The 18,903-nt window shown below is 36.2% G+C and carries 12 protein-coding genes; 10 read left to right on the forward strand and 2 right to left on the reverse strand.

Annotated elements, in window-relative coordinates; all coding sequences use genetic code 11:
• Nucleotides 1–726: 726 nt before the first annotated feature.
• The 4 genes from AC1MPL_RS04815 to puuE all read left to right on the forward strand — a co-directional run bounded on the left by AC1MPL_RS04815 (nucleotide 727) and on the right by puuE (nucleotide 9,654).
• The gene (locus tag AC1MPL_RS04815; protein WP_479764639.1) at nucleotides 727–7,224 is read left to right on the forward strand and encodes an ESPR-type extended signal peptide-containing protein; all 6,498 of its coding nucleotides are present in this window, start codon (nucleotides 727–729) and stop codon (nucleotides 7,222–7,224) included.
• Nucleotides 7,225–7,301: 77 nt separating this feature from the next.
• Nucleotides 7,302–8,105: a trimeric autotransporter adhesin/peptidogylcan-associated protein TpgA gene (gene tpgA, locus AC1MPL_RS04820; protein ID WP_479764640.1), complete on the forward strand. Its 804-nt coding sequence runs from the start codon at nucleotides 7,302–7,304 to the stop codon at nucleotides 8,103–8,105.
• 90 nt (nucleotides 8,106–8,195) lie between these two features.
• Entirely contained in the window at nucleotides 8,196–8,564 is a 369-nt protein-coding gene (locus tag AC1MPL_RS04825; protein ID WP_479764642.1) for an IS630 transposase-related protein, read from the forward strand.
• Between the two features lie 130 nt (nucleotides 8,565–8,694).
• Nucleotides 8,695–9,654, forward strand: a complete 960-nt coding sequence (gene puuE / locus AC1MPL_RS04830) for an allantoinase PuuE (RefSeq protein ID WP_479764644.1) — start codon at nucleotides 8,695–8,697, stop codon at nucleotides 9,652–9,654.
• Here the strand turns inward: puuE and AC1MPL_RS04835 are convergent, their stop codons facing one another.
• Nucleotides 9,655–10,353 (reverse strand): aspartate/glutamate racemase family protein, encoded by a 699-nt coding sequence (locus AC1MPL_RS04835; protein WP_479764646.1) that lies wholly within the window; start codon nucleotides 10,351–10,353, stop codon nucleotides 9,655–9,657.
• A gap of 241 nt (nucleotides 10,354–10,594) precedes the next feature.
• Here AC1MPL_RS04835 and AC1MPL_RS04840 point away from each other — a divergent pair, with 241 nt between their 5' ends.
• The 4 genes from AC1MPL_RS04840 to hpxK all read left to right on the forward strand — a co-directional run bounded on the left by AC1MPL_RS04840 (nucleotide 10,595) and on the right by hpxK (nucleotide 15,554).
• Complete coding sequence (locus AC1MPL_RS04840; protein WP_479764648.1) at nucleotides 10,595–12,037, forward strand: NCS1 family nucleobase:cation symporter-1; 1,443 nt, start codon at nucleotides 10,595–10,597, stop codon at nucleotides 12,035–12,037.
• Nucleotides 12,038–12,113: 76 nt separating this feature from the next.
• Nucleotides 12,114–12,947, forward strand: a complete 834-nt coding sequence (locus AC1MPL_RS04845) for a MurR/RpiR family transcriptional regulator (RefSeq protein WP_479764649.1) — start codon at nucleotides 12,114–12,116, stop codon at nucleotides 12,945–12,947.
• Nucleotides 12,948–13,047: 100 nt separating this feature from the next.
• Entirely contained in the window at nucleotides 13,048–14,307 is a 1,260-nt protein-coding gene (locus AC1MPL_RS04850) for a pyridoxal-phosphate-dependent aminotransferase family protein (RefSeq protein ID WP_479764651.1), read from the forward strand.
• On the forward strand, nucleotides 14,304–15,554 hold the full coding sequence (hpxK, locus tag AC1MPL_RS04855) for an allantoate amidohydrolase (protein WP_479764652.1): 1,251 nt from the start codon (nucleotides 14,304–14,306) through the stop codon (nucleotides 15,552–15,554). The genes AC1MPL_RS04850 and hpxK overlap by 4 nt, the downstream gene beginning before the upstream one ends.
• Nucleotide 15,555: 1 nt before the next feature.
• Here the strand turns inward: hpxK and AC1MPL_RS04860 are convergent, their stop codons facing one another.
• Nucleotides 15,556–16,752 (reverse strand): MFS transporter, encoded by a 1,197-nt coding sequence (locus tag AC1MPL_RS04860; RefSeq protein WP_479764654.1) that lies wholly within the window; start codon nucleotides 16,750–16,752, stop codon nucleotides 15,556–15,558.
• A 682-nt stretch (nucleotides 16,753–17,434) separates the two neighbouring features.
• Between AC1MPL_RS04860 and AC1MPL_RS04865 the strand changes: the two genes are divergently transcribed.
• Together AC1MPL_RS04865 and AC1MPL_RS04870 are read left to right on the forward strand one after the other, a co-directional pair.
• Nucleotides 17,435–18,562, forward strand: coding sequence for a Re/Si-specific NAD(P)(+) transhydrogenase subunit alpha (locus tag AC1MPL_RS04865; RefSeq protein ID WP_479764656.1), 1,128 nt, complete (start codon nucleotides 17,435–17,437; stop codon nucleotides 18,560–18,562).
• Nucleotides 18,563–18,573: 11 nt separating this feature from the next.
• Nucleotides 18,574–18,900 carry a proton-translocating transhydrogenase family protein gene (locus tag AC1MPL_RS04870; RefSeq protein ID WP_479764658.1) on the forward strand — a complete coding sequence of 109 codons (327 nt, stop codon included), beginning with the start codon at nucleotides 18,574–18,576 and terminating at the stop codon, nucleotides 18,898–18,900.
• Nucleotides 18,901–18,903: the final 3 nt, after the last annotated feature.

Below are 18,903 nucleotides of genomic sequence, written 5' to 3' on the forward strand. Positions count from 1 at the left end.
TTTAACTTTTTCAAGCTCTTAAATTTTTATATAAAATATATATTTATGACGGAGTATTTATTTTTTTTTAGAAAAAAATAGTGAAAAATAGTGAAAAATAGTGAAAATGAAGAAAAGTAAGAAAAATAGTTATAAAAAAATAACGAATACTCTAAATATATTTGAATCATGTGTTTAAAAATTAAAAATAAGTTATTGATTTATTTGTCATAAATAAAATTATTTTAATTGGTTGTATATATGTTTTTAAATTTAATAATTTTTTTTTAAAAATATGGTTTTTTTGCATTTTCTGCGTTATATTCTTTATTTAAATAAGATTTAATGGGAAATTTTTAAAAAAAGGAACATATTATATTTTTTTTTACTAACTTTATACTAATACTTTATTAATATAAATTTTTTTTTAACAATTAAAATTTTGATTTTAAATTAATTTTTTTTTAACAATTAAAATTTTGATTTTAAATTAATTTTTTTTTTAACATTTGTTTTTATCATAAATATTTTTTTGCTATAAGAAAAAGCAATACTATAAGAAATACTAATTTTTTATATTTTTTAACATTTTTATTAATCATATTATCTCTATTTGAGAAAATTAAGATATTTTTATTTATTTTTTGTGTTTTTAAGTAATTTCTATATACAAAAGTTACTGATCATAAAAAAACCAAAAACATATACTCCGAAAATATACAAAAAGTATCTTGTTAGGAGAGAGCTATGAATAAAGTGTATAAAATTGTATGGAATACGATACTAAATAGTTGGGTTGTTGTTTCAGAGCTTGCAAAAGGAAAAACAAAAGGATCTTCAAAAAAATTACAACAAATTGGTTCAATAGCTTTGGTAAGTGGATTAGTTACTTTCTCACCTAATATTTTTGCTGAAGCTGGAGTTAGTGGTGGTGAATTAGGAACTACTACAGGAACTGGTAGTAATAGCACTAATGGTACAGCTATTTCGAATAGCTGTACTGATACTACGGATAAAGGTATTGCAAAAGCAACGGGTCCTAATTCTCTAGCTATATTATGTAATGCTAATGCTTCGGGTAATTTGTCAATTGCAATTGGAAAGAATACAACAGCATCTGGAGATGGTTCGATTGCTATAGGTAATAATAATAGTGCTGAGGAAGAAAACTCGATTGCCATAGGTGCTGCTTCTGAATCTAGTGCTACTAGAGCAATAGCAATGGGGGACTCAGCAAGTGCAAGTGGCTTAAGTTCTGTTGCTATAGGATATAAATCTAATACTTCAGGTGAGTCTTCAATTGCTTTAGGAAATGTTACAACTTCATCCGCACAATCTACAATTGCTATTGGGAATGTTGCGACAGCAAATACTATAAATGCTATTGCAATAGGTGGTGCAACAACTGCCTCTGCAGATAGTGCAATTGCATTTGGTGTAGGATCAACTGCTACAAGTGGTCATTCAATTTCTATAGGTACATCTGCAGCGACCAGTGCTACAGGAGCTATTGCAATAGGTAATACACCAACAAATAAAGGTGTAGATAGTATTGCAATAGGTACAAATGCATCTATAGATAGTGGTTCACTAAATTCGATTGCTCAAGGCATAAATAGTGGAGTTACTTATTCTTCTAATTCTTTGGCTATAGGTAATAATGCTAAAGTTAATGGGTCATCTTCAACAAGTACAAATAATTCAATAGCAATCGGCAGCGGTGCCACTATCGCAGCAGGTGCATATAATTCGATTGCTCAAGGTGTGAATACAACAGCAAGTGGAATAAGTTCAACAGCTATTGGTAATACCGCAAATGCAAGTGCAGCAAGTGCAATTGCGCTTGGAGTAACAAGCAGTGCAACTAATAGCAGTTCAGTTGCAATAGGAAGTAGTTCTGTCTCAGCAGGAGCATCATCAATAGCAGTAGGTACTAGCTCTAAATCTAATGCAGCAAACTCAGTTGCGATTGGTAATACATCAAGCGCAACAGGTTCTAACTCATTTGCCCAAGGAACTACCACAACAGCTAGTGGTCAAAATGCTATAGCAATTGGTAATACCTCCAATGCAACTGCTGCAAATACGATTGCTCAAGGAACAAGTTCTACAGCGAGTGGATCTGGTGCGACTGCGATTGGTAACACTGCAAATGCAAGTGGTTCTAACTCAATTGCCCAAGGTTCCAATTCTATTGCAAATAATACAAATGCAACTGCATTAGGTAATACAGCAACAGCTAGTGGAACAAATTCATTTGCACAAGGAACAAATTCTACTGCGAGTGGCTCTGGTGCAACAGCAATTGGTAATACCTCCAATGCAACTGCTGCAAATACGATTGCACAAGGAACAAGTTCTACAGCGAGCGGCTCTGGTGCGACTGCGATTGGTAATACTGCAAATGCAAGTGGTTCTAACTCAATTGCCCAAGGTTCCAATTCTATTGCAAATAATACAAATGCAACTGCATTAGGTAATACAGCAACAGCTAGTGGAACAAATTCATTTTCACAAGGAACAAATTCTACAGCGAGCGGCTCTGGTGCGACTGCGATTGGTAATACTGCAAATGCAAGTGGTTCTAACTCAATTGCCCAAGGTTCCAATTCTATTGCAAATAATACAAATGCAACTGCATTAGGTAATACCGCGAGTGCAACTGCGACAAGTGCAATTGCTTTAGGAACTACAACAACTGCATCAGGAAGTAAATCCATTGCTATAGGGGATAGCTCTGAAGCGACATCTGCAGAATCTGTGGCAATTGGCTCAGCAGCAGTTGCTAAAGATGGTAAAGCAGTTTCAATTGGTGCTGGAAATACAGCCAGTGGAGATGGTGCTGTTGCAATTGGTGATCCAAATAATGCAACAGGTGCAGGTGCTGTTGCAGCAGGTAAGGACAATACAGCCAATGGAGATGGCTCTGTTGCTATGGGTAACACCAATACTGCAACTGGACAAGGTTCTGTAGCATTAGGATATAAGTCAAATGTGGATGCTGCTGGAGGTGTAGCATTAGGTAATAGTGCACATAGTGTCGCAACGAATGGCTTGGCTTTAGGTTCAAGTAGTGTAGCAAATAATGCGAATGATGTAGCTTTAGGATCTAACTCAAGTACAGCTGCAACTGTAGCAACTTCAAGTGGTACAATTGCAGGTACTACATATACATATGCAGGAACGAGTCCTACTAGTACTGTATCTATCGGTAGTTCAGGTAATGAACGTACATTAACTAATCTAGCTGCTGGACGAGTTAGCTCCACAAGTACAGATGCAATTAATGGAAGTCAACTTTATGCAACAAATCAAGCTGTAGATACCTTAAATACAGCTGTAGATAAAGGGTTAAACTTTGCTGCAAACTCAGGAACTACCATTAATAAAAAAATGGGTGAAACCCTAACCATTAAAGGAACAGGTACTAAGGATGATAGTGACTATGATAGTTCTAACATCAAAACCACGACGGATAGTGATGGGAACCTAGTTGTTGGACTTGCGAAGGATGCGACCTTTACCAGTGTAACTACAGGCAATACAACCCTTAATAATGATGGCTTAACTATTACCAATGGTCCAAGTGTAACATCATCAGGGATTGATGCAGGCAGTAAAACCATTACGAATGTGGCAAATGCAGTTAACGGAACAGATGCGGTTAATAAAAATCAGTTAGATGATGCAACAAGTAATTTAACGAGTGCAGGGCTTAACTTTGCTGGGAATTCAGGTAGTACAGTTCATAAAAACTTAGGTGAAACTCTAACCATTAAAGGAACAGGTACTAAGGATGATAGTGACTATGATAGCTCTAACATTAAAACTACGACGGATAGTGATGGGAACCTAGTTGTTGGACTTGCGAAGGATGCAACTTTTACCAGCGTGACTACAGGCAATACCACTCTTAATAATGATGGCTTAACTATTACCAATGGTCCAAGTGTAACATCATCAGGGATTGATGCAGGCAGTAAAACCATTACGAATGTGGCAAATGCAGTTAACGGAACAGATGCGGTTAATAAAAATCAGTTAGATGATGCAACAAGTAATTTAACGAGTGCAGGGCTTAACTTTGCTGGGAATTCAGGTAGTACAGTTCATAAAAACTTAGGTGAAACTCTAACCATTAAAGGAACAGGTACTAAGGATGATAGTGACTATGATAGCTCTAACATTAAAACTACGACGGATAGTGATGGGAACCTAGTTGTTGGACTTGCGAAGGATGCAACTTTTACCAGCGTGACTACAGGCAATACCACTCTTAATAATGATGGCTTAACTATTACCAATGGTCCAAGTGTAACATCATCAGGGATTGATGCAGGCAGTAAAACCATTACGAATGTGGCAAATGCAGTTAACGGAACAGATGCGGTTAATAAAAATCAGTTAGATGATGCAACAAGTAATTTAACGAGTGCAGGGCTTAACTTTGCTGGGAATTCAGGTAGTACAGTTCATAAAAACTTAGGTGAAACCCTAACCATTAAAGGGACAGGTACTAAGGATGATAGTGAATATGATAGTTCTAACATCAAAACTACGACAGATAGTGATGGGAACCTAGTTGTTGGACTTGCGAAGGATGCGACCTTTACCAGTGTAACTACAGGTAATACAACCCTTAATAATGATGGTTTAACTATTACCAATGGTCCAAGTGTAACATCATCAGGGATTGATGCAGGCAGTAAAACCATTACGAATGTGGCAGATGCAGTTAACGGAACAGATGCGGTTAATAAAAATCAGTTAGATGATGCAACAAGTGATTTAACGAGTGCAGGGCTTAACTTTGCAGGAAATTCAGGTAGTACAGTTCATAAAAACTTAGGTGAAACCCTAACCATTAAAGGGACAGGTACTAAGGATGATAGTGAATATGATAGTTCTAACATCAAAACCACGACGGATAGTGATGGGAACCTAGTTGTTGGGCTTGCGAAGGATGCGACCTTTACCAGCGTAACTACTGGCAATACAACACTTAATAGTAATGGCTTAACCATTGTAAATGGTCCAAGTGTTACATCATCAGGGATTGATGCAGGGGGTAAAACCATTACGAATGTTGGAGATGCAGTTAACGGAACAGATGCGGTTAACAAAAATCAGTTAGATGATGCAACAAGTGGTTTAACGAGCGCAGGGCTCAACTTTGCAGGAAATTCAGGTAGTACAGTTCATAAAAACTTAGGTGAAACCCTAACAATTAAAGGGACAGGTACTAAGGATGATAGTGAATATGATAGTTCTAACATCAAAACCACGACGGATAGTGATGGGAACCTAGTTGTTGGGCTTGCGAAGGATGCGACCTTTACCAGCGTAACTACTGGCAATACAACACTTAATAGTAATGGCTTAACCATTGTAAATGGTCCAAGTGTTACATCATCAGGGATTGATGCAGGGGGTAAAACCATTACGAATGTTGGAGATGCAGTTAACGGAACAGATGCGGTTAACAAAAATCAGTTAGATGATGCAACAAGTGGTTTAACGAGCGCAGGGCTCAACTTTGCAGGAAATTCAGGTAGTACAGTTCATAAAAACTTAGGTGAAACCCTAACCATTAAAGGGACAGGTACTAAGGATGATAGTGAATATGATAGTTCTAACATCAAAACCACGACGGATAGTGATGGGAACCTAGTTGTTGGACTTGCGAAGGATGCAACCTTTACCAGTGTAACTACTGGCAATACAACACTTAATAGTAATGGCTTAACCATTGTAAATGGTCCAAGTGTGACATCATCAGGGATTGATGCAGGCAGTAAAACCATTACGAATGTGGCAGATGCAGTTAACGGAACAGATGCGGTTAACAAAACTCAGTTAGATAGTGCAACAAGTGGTTTAACGAGCGCAGGGCTCAACTTTGCAGGAAATTCAGGCAGTACAGTTCATAAAAACTTAGGTGAAACCCTAACCATTAAAGGGACAGGTACTAAGGATGATAGTGAATATGATAGTTCTAACATCAAAACCACAACGGATAGTGATGGGAACTTAATTATTGGTCTTGCTAAAGATGCAACCTTTACCAGTGTAACTACTGGCAATACCACTCTTAATAGCAATGGCTTAACCATTGTAAATGGTCCAAGCGTGACATCATCAGGGATTGATGCAGGGGGTAAAACGATTACCAATGTGGCAGATGGTGTTAATGCAACAGATGCAGCTACTAAAGGGCAACTTGATACAGCAATTAGTACTGTAACGAATAATATTAATGCACTTTCTGATAATGCAGTTAAATATGACAAAAATTCTGATGGTACTGTAAATAAAGATAAGGTGACATTAGAAGGCGGTACAAATGGTACAACATTAACAAATGTTGCGGATGGTACTGTTGCTACAGGATCTAAAGATGCTGTTAACGGTGGACAATTGGCAGGTGTATCTAACAGCGTTGCAAGTGCGATAGGTGGTTCAACGACAGTAAATGCAGATGGTACAATTTCGACGAGTAACATTGGTGGTACTGGAAAAGACAATATCAATGATGCAATTGCAAGTGTTAGTCAAGCTGCTACTCAAGCGAAAACAACAGTAAGCCAAGGAGATAATATTGTTGTTACACAAACAACAAATACAGATGGAAGTACGAATTATCAGGTAGCAACTGCGAAAGATTTAAATGTAAATAGTATAGCTGTTGGATCAGTTGATATTACAGGCTCGGGAATAAATGCGGGTAGCCAAAAAGTAACGAGTGTTGCGGATGGTACCGTGTCAAGTACTAGTAAAGATGCAGTAAATGGTTCTCAGCTTTACACAGCAAACAGTAATACAGCCACATATCTAGGAGGTGGCTCTACAGTTGGTTCAGATGGTCAAGTCACCGCACCAACTTATAGTGTTGCAGGCTCGACTTATAATAATGTTGGTAGCGCACTTACTGCGGTAGATAATAGAATTGGTACTGTTGAAAATAATTTAAATCAAGCATTTACATATACAAATAATCGTATTAATAAACTTGAAGATAAATTATCTGCTGGTATTGCCGCGACAGCAGCTTTGGAGCAAGCGCCATTCATCGCAGGAAAATGGACTTATGCAGTGGGTGCATCTTACTACAATAGCCAAAGCGCAGTAGGTGCGACATTACGTCGTACAGCAGATAATGGACGCTGGTCTGTAACAGGTGGTGTAGCAGGTGGGACTGAGGGGTCACCTCTATTCCGTGTCGGTGTAACTGGTGTAATTAACTAATTATTCAGCATTCACTCGGAGAAGAAATACAATATCTTCTCCGAAGCTTCTAATATTAATTTTAAGAGTACATCAACATGAAAAAAACAAATCTAACAACTTTAATGGCTAGCACTGTATTACTGGTTACTGCATCAATTACATATGTGCATGCAGAAGATCAACAGGCTGAAACAGAAGTTAAGTTTCCTAAAATTACAGAGAGTTATCTTAAACAAGTACCAAGATATGAGTACGGAACTATTGCCGATTTAGATGTAGGTCTAACAAAAGACCAATATCGACATTTATTGGGTAATCCTCAATTTAGTGAAGGTATTTTCTTTGTACGCACGTGGAATTATGTATTAGATATTCGTATTCCCAATACTCATGATTATAAGCGTTGCCAACTTAGAATTGATTTTGATAAGCACTATATTGGTAAAAGACTTTCATGGAAAGGCGAAGATTGCCAAGGGCTCATGGATTGGGGAGTAAATAATAATATTGTGCCAGTTCCAGCACCATTGCCTGTGCAAGCTAACCCAACGGAAGGTTATATATTATTTGATTTTGATCGTTCTGATCGGTCATCTATTGTGGCAGGGTCTACACCAATTTCACAAATTGCTCAAGAAATTGCAAAGTCAAAATCAACGCATATTAATGTAATTGGCTATACCGATAAAATAGGTTCATATAGTTATAATGATAAACTTTCTCAAGCTAGAGCAAATACTGTTGCTCAACAATTAGTAGAGTTGGGTATTCCTGCAAACACAATTCAGGTGGTTGCTGCGAATGAAACACAACAGTTTGAACATTGTAAAGGTACTCAAAGGACATCTACTAATATCCAGTGTCAAGCACCTAATAGACGAGTGGTTGTTGTTTGGTAGTTGAATAGTCTACTTATTTAAAATATGCTTTTCAGCGTAAAGGCATATTTTAAAACTAAGCTTTGTAAAGGCTATATTTTAGGAGTAGATATGTCTTTTTCCAAGGAAAGAAAATTAGAGATATTAAATTTAATTAATGAAGGCAAAACATATCAATTCATAGAAAGTAATTTTAATATCCCTATGGCTGTTGTTCTCTTATGGACGGAACAAATAAAGAAACTATCTGATCGTAATTATCCAGAGATGAAAATCTCAGCAAAAATGCTACTAAAAGATTTTTATCTTTATCCTGATGCTTATCAGCATCAACGTGCCATGCGTTTTAAATGTTCTCAACAAGCAGTACAGAAGGCAATAAGAAGGTTAGGTGTTACAAAGGATAATAAATGGCTAATTATTTCGACTTTAAAGATGACAGATATCGATTTAATTATGAAAAATAAGGAAATATTCTAAAAGTTTATGAAAATATTGAGAGTTTTATATTTTCTAATGCCAGCGTAATTATTTCTGTTTTTGTATAACAATGGTGCGTTTTTTGCTTATATTTAACTCAATATAGTGAAGAAAAATATAGGAATAAATCGTGACCAATTCATATTTAACTGGAAAATCTCTGATTGAGGATATTCAAGCTCAAACATCTTCACGTGATTTAATTGGGTACAGCGGTAAGTATCCACATGCGAATTGGCCAAATGATGCAAAAATTGCAGTGCAATTTGTTTTAAATTATGAAGAAGGTAGTGAAAATCATATCGAGCATGGTGATGCAGGGTCTGAACAATTCCTATCGGAAATTATTGGTGCCGAAAGCTATCCCAATATTCATCGCTCTATGGATTCTATTTATGAATATGGTTCTCGTGCAGGTTTTTGGCGTATTCATGAGGAGTTTCAAAAAAGAAATTTACCACTCACGATATTCGGTGTAGGTATGGCATTGGCGCGTCATATGCCAATTGTTGAAGCTATTAAACAGGCAAATTATGACGTTGTTTCACATGGCCAACGCTGGATTCATTATCAGAACATGAGCATAGAGCAAGAGCGCCAGTATATGCACCAAGCCATGTCTGTACTGAAAGAACTCTTTGGTAAAGCACCCATGGGGTGGTATACAGGGCGAGATAGTCCAAATACGCGTGGACTGCTTGCAGAGTTTTCTGATATTCAATATGACAGTGATTACTATGGCGATGACCTACCATTTTGGACATCATTAGATGATGATAAAAAACCGCATCTTATTATTCCTTATACACTTGATACCAATGATATGAAATTCTGCTCACCAAATGGTTTTAGTAATGCAGATCAGTTTTATGGGTATCTCAAAGATGCTTTTGATGTGCTTTATCAGGAAGGAAAGCATACACCAAAAATGTTATCTGTTGGTATGCATTGCCGTATTTTGGGTCGTCCTGCACGATTTAAAGCCTTACAAAAATTTCTAGACTATATTCAGTCGCATGATGGTGTATGGATTTGCCGTCGGCAAGATATTGCAGATCACTGGTATCGTCATCATTATCCTAAAGCGTAATTATTTTACTGTAGGTGGGGCATAGTCTCCCCACTTACTTGTTTTAATATTTAAAGCATGTAGGCTTTCGATAAGTTTTACCGCTGCTGTTACACCATCAATAATTGGAATACCTACTTCTTTAGAAAGCTGTTCCACCATTTTTGACATACCGCCACAACCTAGCACAATAGCTCCAATATTGTCATGTTCTTTTGCTTCGATACAGCTTGCACGTAGTTGTGCATAAGCAAAATCTTCTTGTTCTTCTAATGTGCGTACAGGCAACTCAATACAACGGATTTGCGCACATTTTTGTGCAAAACCATATTCATGTAATAAATGCTCGGCAATAATTTTTGTGCGTGCAAGTGTGGTTACAATACTAAACTTCGTTGCAACAAGCGTTGCCATGTGAAAAGCCGCTTCAGCAATACCAATAACAGGTGCTGTGGCAATTTCTCTAGCTGCATGTAAAGCGGGATCACCAAAACACGCAATAATATGGCCATCTATTTTCTCAGATTGTGCATTCTGAATCAGTTCTAATAATCCAATGCTTGCAATCGCCTCATCGTAATGCCCTTCAATAGAAGCAACGCCATATTCAGGACAAGCTGCAATAATTTCAGTTGTAGGTAAGGCGATGTGCTTTGCACTTAGCTCAATGGAGCGTGTCATATCTTTAGATGTATTAGGATTAATTACCTGAATTTTCAAATCTAAACCTATTTTAAAATGATGTGTTTTTATAAAGATGCACAATATATGCCAATACACTTGAATAATTTGATTAAAAAAAGTGCATGGTTGATTCTTGAAAATGAGTTTTTGTTTTGGTTTATTAGTTAAAAATTTATTTTTAATAACAATAACTTATTTTATTTTAATGATGTTTTTAAATATTTGGCTTGATTTATGCTTAAAGAGAATAAGTAAAAATAAATCGTGAGTCAGACGTATGAGCAGTAAATACAGTAAAAGGTTATCGAACCAAGACTTACAGCCTGCAAAAAAAACGTGGTCTTGGTATAACATTTTTTCATTTTGGATGTCAGATGTGCATAGCGTTGGGGGCTATGTGTTTGCAGCCAGTTTATTTACATTGGGGTTAACAAGCTGGCAAGTGCTTATAGCATTGATTGTTGGAATTTGTATTGTACAGGTGTGTGCAAATCTTATTGCTAAACCAAGCCAAATTTCAGGGGTACCTTATGCGGTTATTAGCCGTCAAGCATTTGGTGTATATGGTGCAAATATTCCTGCAATGATTCGTGGGCTAATAGCTGTTTCTTGGTATGGTATTCAGACATGGCTTGCATCTAATGCATTGATGCTTATTTTACTTAAGTTTTTCCCATCTCTTTCTAATTTTACACATACGCAATTTTTAAATTTAAGCCAATTGGGTTGGATGTGTTTTGGTTTTATTTGGATGGTTCAAGCCTTCATTTTTTGGAAAGGTATGGAAACCATTAAAAAGTTTATCGATTGGGCAGGGCCAATGATTTATGTGGTTATGCTCGCACTTGTTGTATGGGTAATTGCTAAAGCAGGTTGGCATAATATTAATTTTGATTTAAGTAGCAAACGTACAGTACATGGCAGTATGCTCAGTCAATTTATTATTGCTGTAGCATTGGTTGTATCTTACTTTTCAGGGCCATTACTAAACTTTGGTGATTTTTCACGTTATACCAAAGACATGAATGCAGTTAAAAAAGGAAACTTATGGGGCTTACCTGTAAATTTTATTTTCTTTTCAATAATTACGGTAGTTCTTGTTTCGGGAACTTTCTCAATTACGGGGAAAATGATTACAGATCCGTTAGCAACAGTGGCTTTAGTAGATAATACAACGGCTGTTATTTTGGGAATAGTTACTGTGTTAGTTGCAACTGTAGGTATTAATATTGTGGCTAACTTTGTTTCGGCAGGTTTCGACTTTTCAAACGTTTCTCCAAGTAAAATTAGTTTTCGTACAGGTGGAATGATAGCTGCAATCGGTTCAGTTTTAATTACACCGTGGAACTTGTTTAATTCTCCTGAAATTATTCACTATACCTTAGATTTGCTCGCAGCATTTATTGGTCCATTATTTGGTATTTTAATTACAGATTTTTACTTTATCAAAAAACAAAATGTAGATGTAGACGCGCTGTTTACTGAAAGTAATCAAGGTGCATATTGGTATAAAAATGGTGTAAATCCATATGCAGTTACCGCACTATTTTTATCTGTAATTGCAGGGTTAGTGATTACACTGACACCCGCTTTAAGTTCACTTGCACCATTTACATGGTTTATTGGTGCATTGTTGGGTGGTGCTGTATATCTAGTAATTGCTAGAAAAAAAGAAGTAGCTACAGTGGTAATGAAACAAACCGCTGTACATAACAAATAATATATGTTGTTTATAAAACAGCGCGTAGGGCATATTAGGCTTTGCGCGTTGTTAATATTTATATGATTTAAAACTTATGCATAATTTAGAAAATCAGTTAAAAGCAGAATATATAGTACTCACACCGCAAGAAAAGAAAGTTGCTAAGTTTATTTTGGATCATATAAATGATTTGGTGACTTATAATAGTGCAGAAATTGCAAGATTGAGCTGTGTTTCTAAAGCAACAGTTAGTCGATTATTCAAGCGCCTTGGGTATACAAACTATAAAGCACTACGCGAGCATACGAGAATATTAAGGCAGCAAGGTATGCCACTTGTTGAAAATAAAGAAATGCTTGTAACAGATAGCTTTCTACAACAGCATTATGAACAAGAAAAAATAAACCTAAAGATATTAATGCAGTACCTTGCATCACCTGAGTTTTCAATGGTTATAGATGTTTTACAAAAAGCGAAAAAAATTGCAATAACAGGGTTTCGTAATAGCTATGCCGTTGCACTACATTTACGCCAACAGCTATTACAAGCCAGAAATAATGTATTTATATATCCGCAGTCGGGGCAAACCATTGCGGAGGAATTAGTTGATTTAACAGAAGAAGATGTATTTATTTTATTTGCCTTTCGCCGTAGACCACAGCATTTAAAGCATATTTTACAGTACTTAAAGAATAATAATGTGCCTGTTTTACTTGTTTCTGAAGGACAATCATTAGAACTGACACAGCTATCTTCTTGGCATATTCATATTAGTTTAGACAGTATCTCTGCATTCGATAGTTATACAACAGTAATGAGTTTTTGCAATTTTTTGAGTAATGCATTTCTACATGCGTCTCTAAATCATTCAAGCGAACGAGTTAAAATAATATCTCAATGTTATGCGCAATTGAATGAACTTGAATAATTTTTGGCATATTTGTTGCAGTTAAAATAATTGTTGAAACTTTTGTTTCATTGATGGTTTAGATGTATCGATATTGCAGGTAATTAAAGGGTTCATGGAAATGCACGATTTAGATATTCATAATTTTAAGCAGATTAATCCACCACACCGTTTATTAATGGGGCCAGGTCCAATTAATGCTGATCCACGTGTATTACGTGCGATGTCAACGCAATTGGTTGGTCAGTATGATCCTGCAATGACAAATTATATGAATGAAGTGATGCAGTTGTATCGTGCATTATTTCAAACCGAAAATCGTTGGACGATGCTTATTGATGGAACATCTCGTGCAGGCATTGAAGCATTACTTATTTCCTCTATTCAGCCCGGTGACCGTGTTTTAGTTCCTGTATTTGGGCGTTTTGGTCAGTTGCTTTGTGAGATTGCACGCCGTTGTCGTGCAGAAGTACATACAATTGAAGTACCGTGGGGCCAAGTTTTTGATCCGCAACAGATTGAAGATGCAATTATTAAAGTACGTCCGAAGCTACTTTTGACGGTACAAGGCGATACTTCTACAACTATGCTACAGCCTCTTCAAGAGTTAGGTGAAATTTGTCGCCGTCATGATGTTCTTTTATATACCGATACCACAGCATCTTTTGGTGGAAATGAATTAAAAGTAGATGAATGGAAAATTGATGCTGTTTCAGCAGGCCTACAAAAATGCTTGGCAGGCCCATCAGGTAGCTCTCCAATTACATTAAATGCGCGCTTTGAAGAAGTGATTCGTCGTCGTAAATGTGTGGAAGAGGGCATTCGTACAGAGGCACATATACAAGGTGATGATGAGTTTATTTACTCAAATTATTTCGATCTTGGCATGATTATGGATTATTGGGGACCTGAACGTTTAAACCATCATACTGAAGCAACTACAATGCTGTTTGGTGCAAGAGAGTGTGCGCGAATTATTTTACAAGAAGGTTTAACTGAAACAATTGCAAGACATGAACTTCATGGTAATGCGTTATTGGCAGGTATTCAGCATATGGGGCTAAATACATTTGGTGATTTAAAGCATCGCATGAACAATGTATTAGGTGTTGAAATTCCTGAAAATATTCATGGTGAAGAGGTGCGTCAAATGTTGCTCAATGATTTTTCAATTGAAATAGGAACATCATTTGGTCCATTGCAAGGGAAAATTTGGCGTATTGGTACGATGGGTTATAACGCAAGAAAAGATTGTGTTTTACAGACACTTACAGCACTAGAAGCTGTGTTAAATAAGCTTGGTTTCTCTACAAAGCAAGGTGAAGCAATGCAAGCGGCTTGGAATGTATATGCTTCATCAGTGAATGGAGAAAATTCATGATTGAGATTTCTCCACAATATATAGAACTTGCCGCTCAAAGAGTAATGTCACGTATTGAATCATTGGCAAAAATAAGTAGTGATACTCATGCCATGACACGCATTTATTTATCTAAAGAACATCAGCAAGCCAATGCGCAAGTTGCCATATGGATGCAAGAAATTGGTATGCATGTTTGGCAAGATGAGGTTGGAAATATTTGTGGTAGGTATGAAGGTATAGAGCCTAATGCACCTGCAATTTTATTGGGATCACATTTAGATACTGTAAGAAACGCGGGTAAATATGATGGAATTTTAGGTGTTTTAACTGCACTTGAAGTTGTTGCTTTTTTACATGCCCATAAATATCGCTTGCCTTTCGCTGTTGAGGTGATTGGTTTTGCAGATGAAGAAGGTACACGATTTGATGTCACGCTTTTGGGAAGTAAAGCATTGACAGGGCAATGGGAAAAAGATTGGCTTGAACGTAAAGACCGTGATGGAATTTCAATTGCGCAAGCCATGCGAGATTTTGGTTTAGATCCGCTTCAGATTTCTCAGGCTAAAAGAAAAAAAGAAGATATCACTGCTTATCTTGAGCTTCATATTGAACAAGGTCCATGTTTAGAGGCAGAGAATCTTGCATTAGGTGTGGTGACTGCTATTAATGGTGCACGCCGTTTAATGTGTCAGTTTAAAGGACATGCAGGACACGCGGGTACAGTACCTATGCAACACCGAAAAGATGCTTTGGTTGCAGCAGCGCAATGGATTGTTGAAATTGATGAGTATGTACCACATGCAGATACAAGCTTAGTAGCTACCGTTGGGTATATTGAAAATAAACCCAATGCAGTGAACGTAATCTCAGGACAAGTTTCATTATCATTGGATATTCGAGGTCCTAACGATGTTGTTATAGATCATGCATTGGAAAAAATTTTAGAAAAAGCACAATTTATTGCAACCATGCGTGGACTTACTTTTGAAAGTGATGAGTTTTATAGAATTCAAGCTATTGCTTGTGATGAAGATCTACAGCAACGTTGTGCATATGGTATTTCTAAAGTTCAAGCTACAGAAAAATATTTACCAAGTGGTGCAGGACATGATGCTATTGCAATAGCAACCCAATGGCCTGTAGGTATGCTGTTTGTACGTTGTGAAAAAGGAGTGAGTCATCATCCTGCTGAAGCAATTACAAGCCATGATGCACAGCTTGCAATACAAGCATATATTGAAACTGTGCTGACATGGAAAAACTAAACTATATTGATGTATAGTATTTTCTTTGTATAAGTAAATAATCGATAGTGGCAAACATAGCTGTAAGCATAGCCAATACAATTCCGCTAAAGCATGCCCAAAGCCAACCACCATGGCTCCATGCAAAGATTCCTATAGCTGAACCAAATGCAGCACCGCCAAAGTAAAATGTCATATAAATTGAGTTTATACGTGACTTTGCATTTGGTCTTAATTTATAAATAATGCTTTGGTTGCATGAGTGTATAAATGCGACACCTGCATTAAGTACCCCAAAACCAATGAGATAGTAAATAAAATTTTGCTGAGATAAGTATAAAAAAATCCAGCTTGAAATAAGTAAAAAGTTACCGATAAATGTAAGATGAACAGTGTAGCCACGATCGCATAATTTACCTACATATTGCGATGAGAGCGCACCTATAATACCGACAAGACTTACCATACCAATGTATGCATCTTTTAAGTTAAAAGGCGGCTCGGATAAATAAACGGCTATAGTTGCAAATAAAATACTCATGGAAGCAAATGAAAAGCTACCCATCAACCCACGAATAATGAGTCGATGTTCTTCAGTAATTAGAGCTTTCATGGAACTAAATATATTAAAATAGTTTAGTGGCGTAACTTGAGTTTTTGGTAGTTGTTTTTTTAGTTGATATGCACACCAAAAAATAAGACATGCACTCAATAAGTAAATTATTTTCCAATGTAATAAGTTAGATAATATTCCTGCCAAACTGGTCGAAAGTAAAATACCAATTAATAACCCACTCATTAAAAAACCAACAGTTTCACCAATTTTACTGTGTTTAACTAGCATTGTTGAAAATGGAATAAGTACCTGTGCAGCTACAGAAAATAAACCTGTGATGAGAGTGCCAAACCATAACATTGGTAGGTTTATAGAGAGAGCACAAAGTAGTAACCCTATGCCTGCAAATGTCATGAGTAAAGGGATGAATTTACTTTTTTGAGTAATATCTCCTAAAGGAACAATAAATAATAGACCAAGTGCATAAGATATTTGGGCTAGTGTAACTGTAAGTTGAGCTTGTGCTACGGATGTATGAAAACTATATTGAATAGAATGTATGAGTGGCTGGCAAAAATAATTTGCACCTGCTGTAAGACCGCAGGAAATAGCCATTAGCCAAAGCAGTTTTTTATTTTGGCTTATATCTTGAATGGAAGACATTATAAATACGGCATTGAGGGTTTGAGAGTAATTTTATGGCAATTTATCATAAACTTTAGTGTTTAATATCTGAAATTTAAATATCAATTTCACTTATATATGTGAATACTATTTCTTAGTATCATGATTTAAAATAAAGTCGAATAAAATAAGAAAAAATATAGCTTAAAAATTGGCAATAAATATTAGAAAAAATATATTTTTTTGGGTGAGTAGTAGATAGTTTTTATATCAGTATCTCTCTTATTTTAGGTTTTTTTAAATAATTGATGCCGTACTTTTAAATTTATTCTATAGAGTAGCAATGCTGTGCCATTACTTAAATCTATTTTGTTAATTGGGTTTCTTTAAATAAATAATTGATTTTTATTTAATAAATAATAGTTTTAAATTTAATTTTATAGATATATTTTATAAGTTATTAAAATAAAAGGAATAATATGTATATCTTAAGACAAAAGGCTAATTGTACAGTATGTATAAAAAATATTATTTTTTGAGTCAAACCTTAATATTTTAACTCTTTTAAGGTTGTATAAAAATGTTTACTTGGAAATATTGTCTATTTATTAAATAAATAATGGGTAGTATTTTTTTCCTGATTACATAAAATCAAAGTGACATATCGTGCGAAAAAGTAATTTCGTATTGTTTAATAACGACCTTAGCTTGGGGAATACTCATGCAGATTGGAATACCAACTGAAACCGTGGCAGGCGAAAATCGTGTGGCTGCTACGCCTGAAACCGTGAAAAAATTAATAAGTAATGGTCATGATGTGGTCATTGAGCGTGGTGCTGGTATTAAATCGGCATATATTGACTCCGCATATGAAAATGTTGGTGCGAAAATTACTGATAATGCTTATGAAGGTAGTAAAATTATATTAAAAGTACGTGCACCTTTTGGTGATGAAATTAAAAAAATTAAACCACATACTACTGTTGTTGCAATGTTTGATCCATTTCGTAATCCTGAGTTAGATACTTTTGCCTCCCAAAAGATTTCTGCTTTTGCATTAGAGTTACTTCCACGTACGTTATCGCGCGCACAAAATATGGATGTTTTATCATCGCAAGCAAACTTAGCAGGTTATAAATCTGTTTTATTGGCAGCAAATGCTTATCAAGGCTTGTTTCCAATGCTTATGACGGCAGCAGGCACGGTTAAACCTGCAAAAGTTGTCATTATGGGGGTAGGTGTTGCAGGCTTGCAGGCTATTGCAACGGCAAAACGTTTAGGTGCAGTGGTTGAGGCAACAGATTTGCGCCCTACGGCAAAAGAACAAGTTCAGTCTTTAGGTGGCAAATGGTTAGATGTACCAATGTCTGAAGAAGAGCAACAACGTGCTGCCGATGCGGCAAAAAATGGCTATGGTTGGATGCCGGGTGAACAGTACATCAAAGATCAGGCTGCAATTGTAGATAAAGCTGTAAGTCAGGCAGATATTGTGATTACTACAGCATTGTTGCCAGGGCGTAATGCACCGCGTTTAATTAAGTCTGAAACTGTGAAAAAAATGAAACCTGGATCTGTCATTTTAGATATGGCTGTTGAAACAGGTGGTAATGTTGAAGGTTCAGTCGTGAATGAAACGGTTGTAACAGAAAATGGCGTACAAATTTTAGGTGTTCCAAATATTCCTTCTACAGTTGCAACAGAGGCATCTGCATTATATGCGCGTAATGTTTTTAACTTTCTAAATACTCTCTTTAATGAAGATAAGCAGTTAAATATTACGTTAGAAGATGAAATTCAAAAAGCATTGCTCGTAAGTCATGATGGCGAGCTGTTGTTAAAGCGTAGCTGAGGAGCGAGAAAATGATTGAAACAATAACTATTTTTGTCTTGGCTGTATTTGTAGGTTATTACGTGGTATGGGGTGTGACACCTGCTTTACATACACCTTTAATGGCAGTAACGAATGCGCTTTCTTCAATTGTCATTGTAGGTGCAATGCTACAAACTGTTGGTTTACCAGTGCTTGGGATTGAAGCAAATGTTGCTTTTCAAAGTGTAAATGTTGTTAGTGTTTTAGGTGCAGTCGCTGTCTTTTTAGCAAGTATTAATATTTTTGGTGGTTTTGCAGTTACAGCACGTATGCTTGAAATGTTTAAACCAAAACAGAAAAAGAAAGAAGAGGTATAAACA

It is taken from the genome of Acinetobacter sp. N1-1, assembly GCF_056711485.1.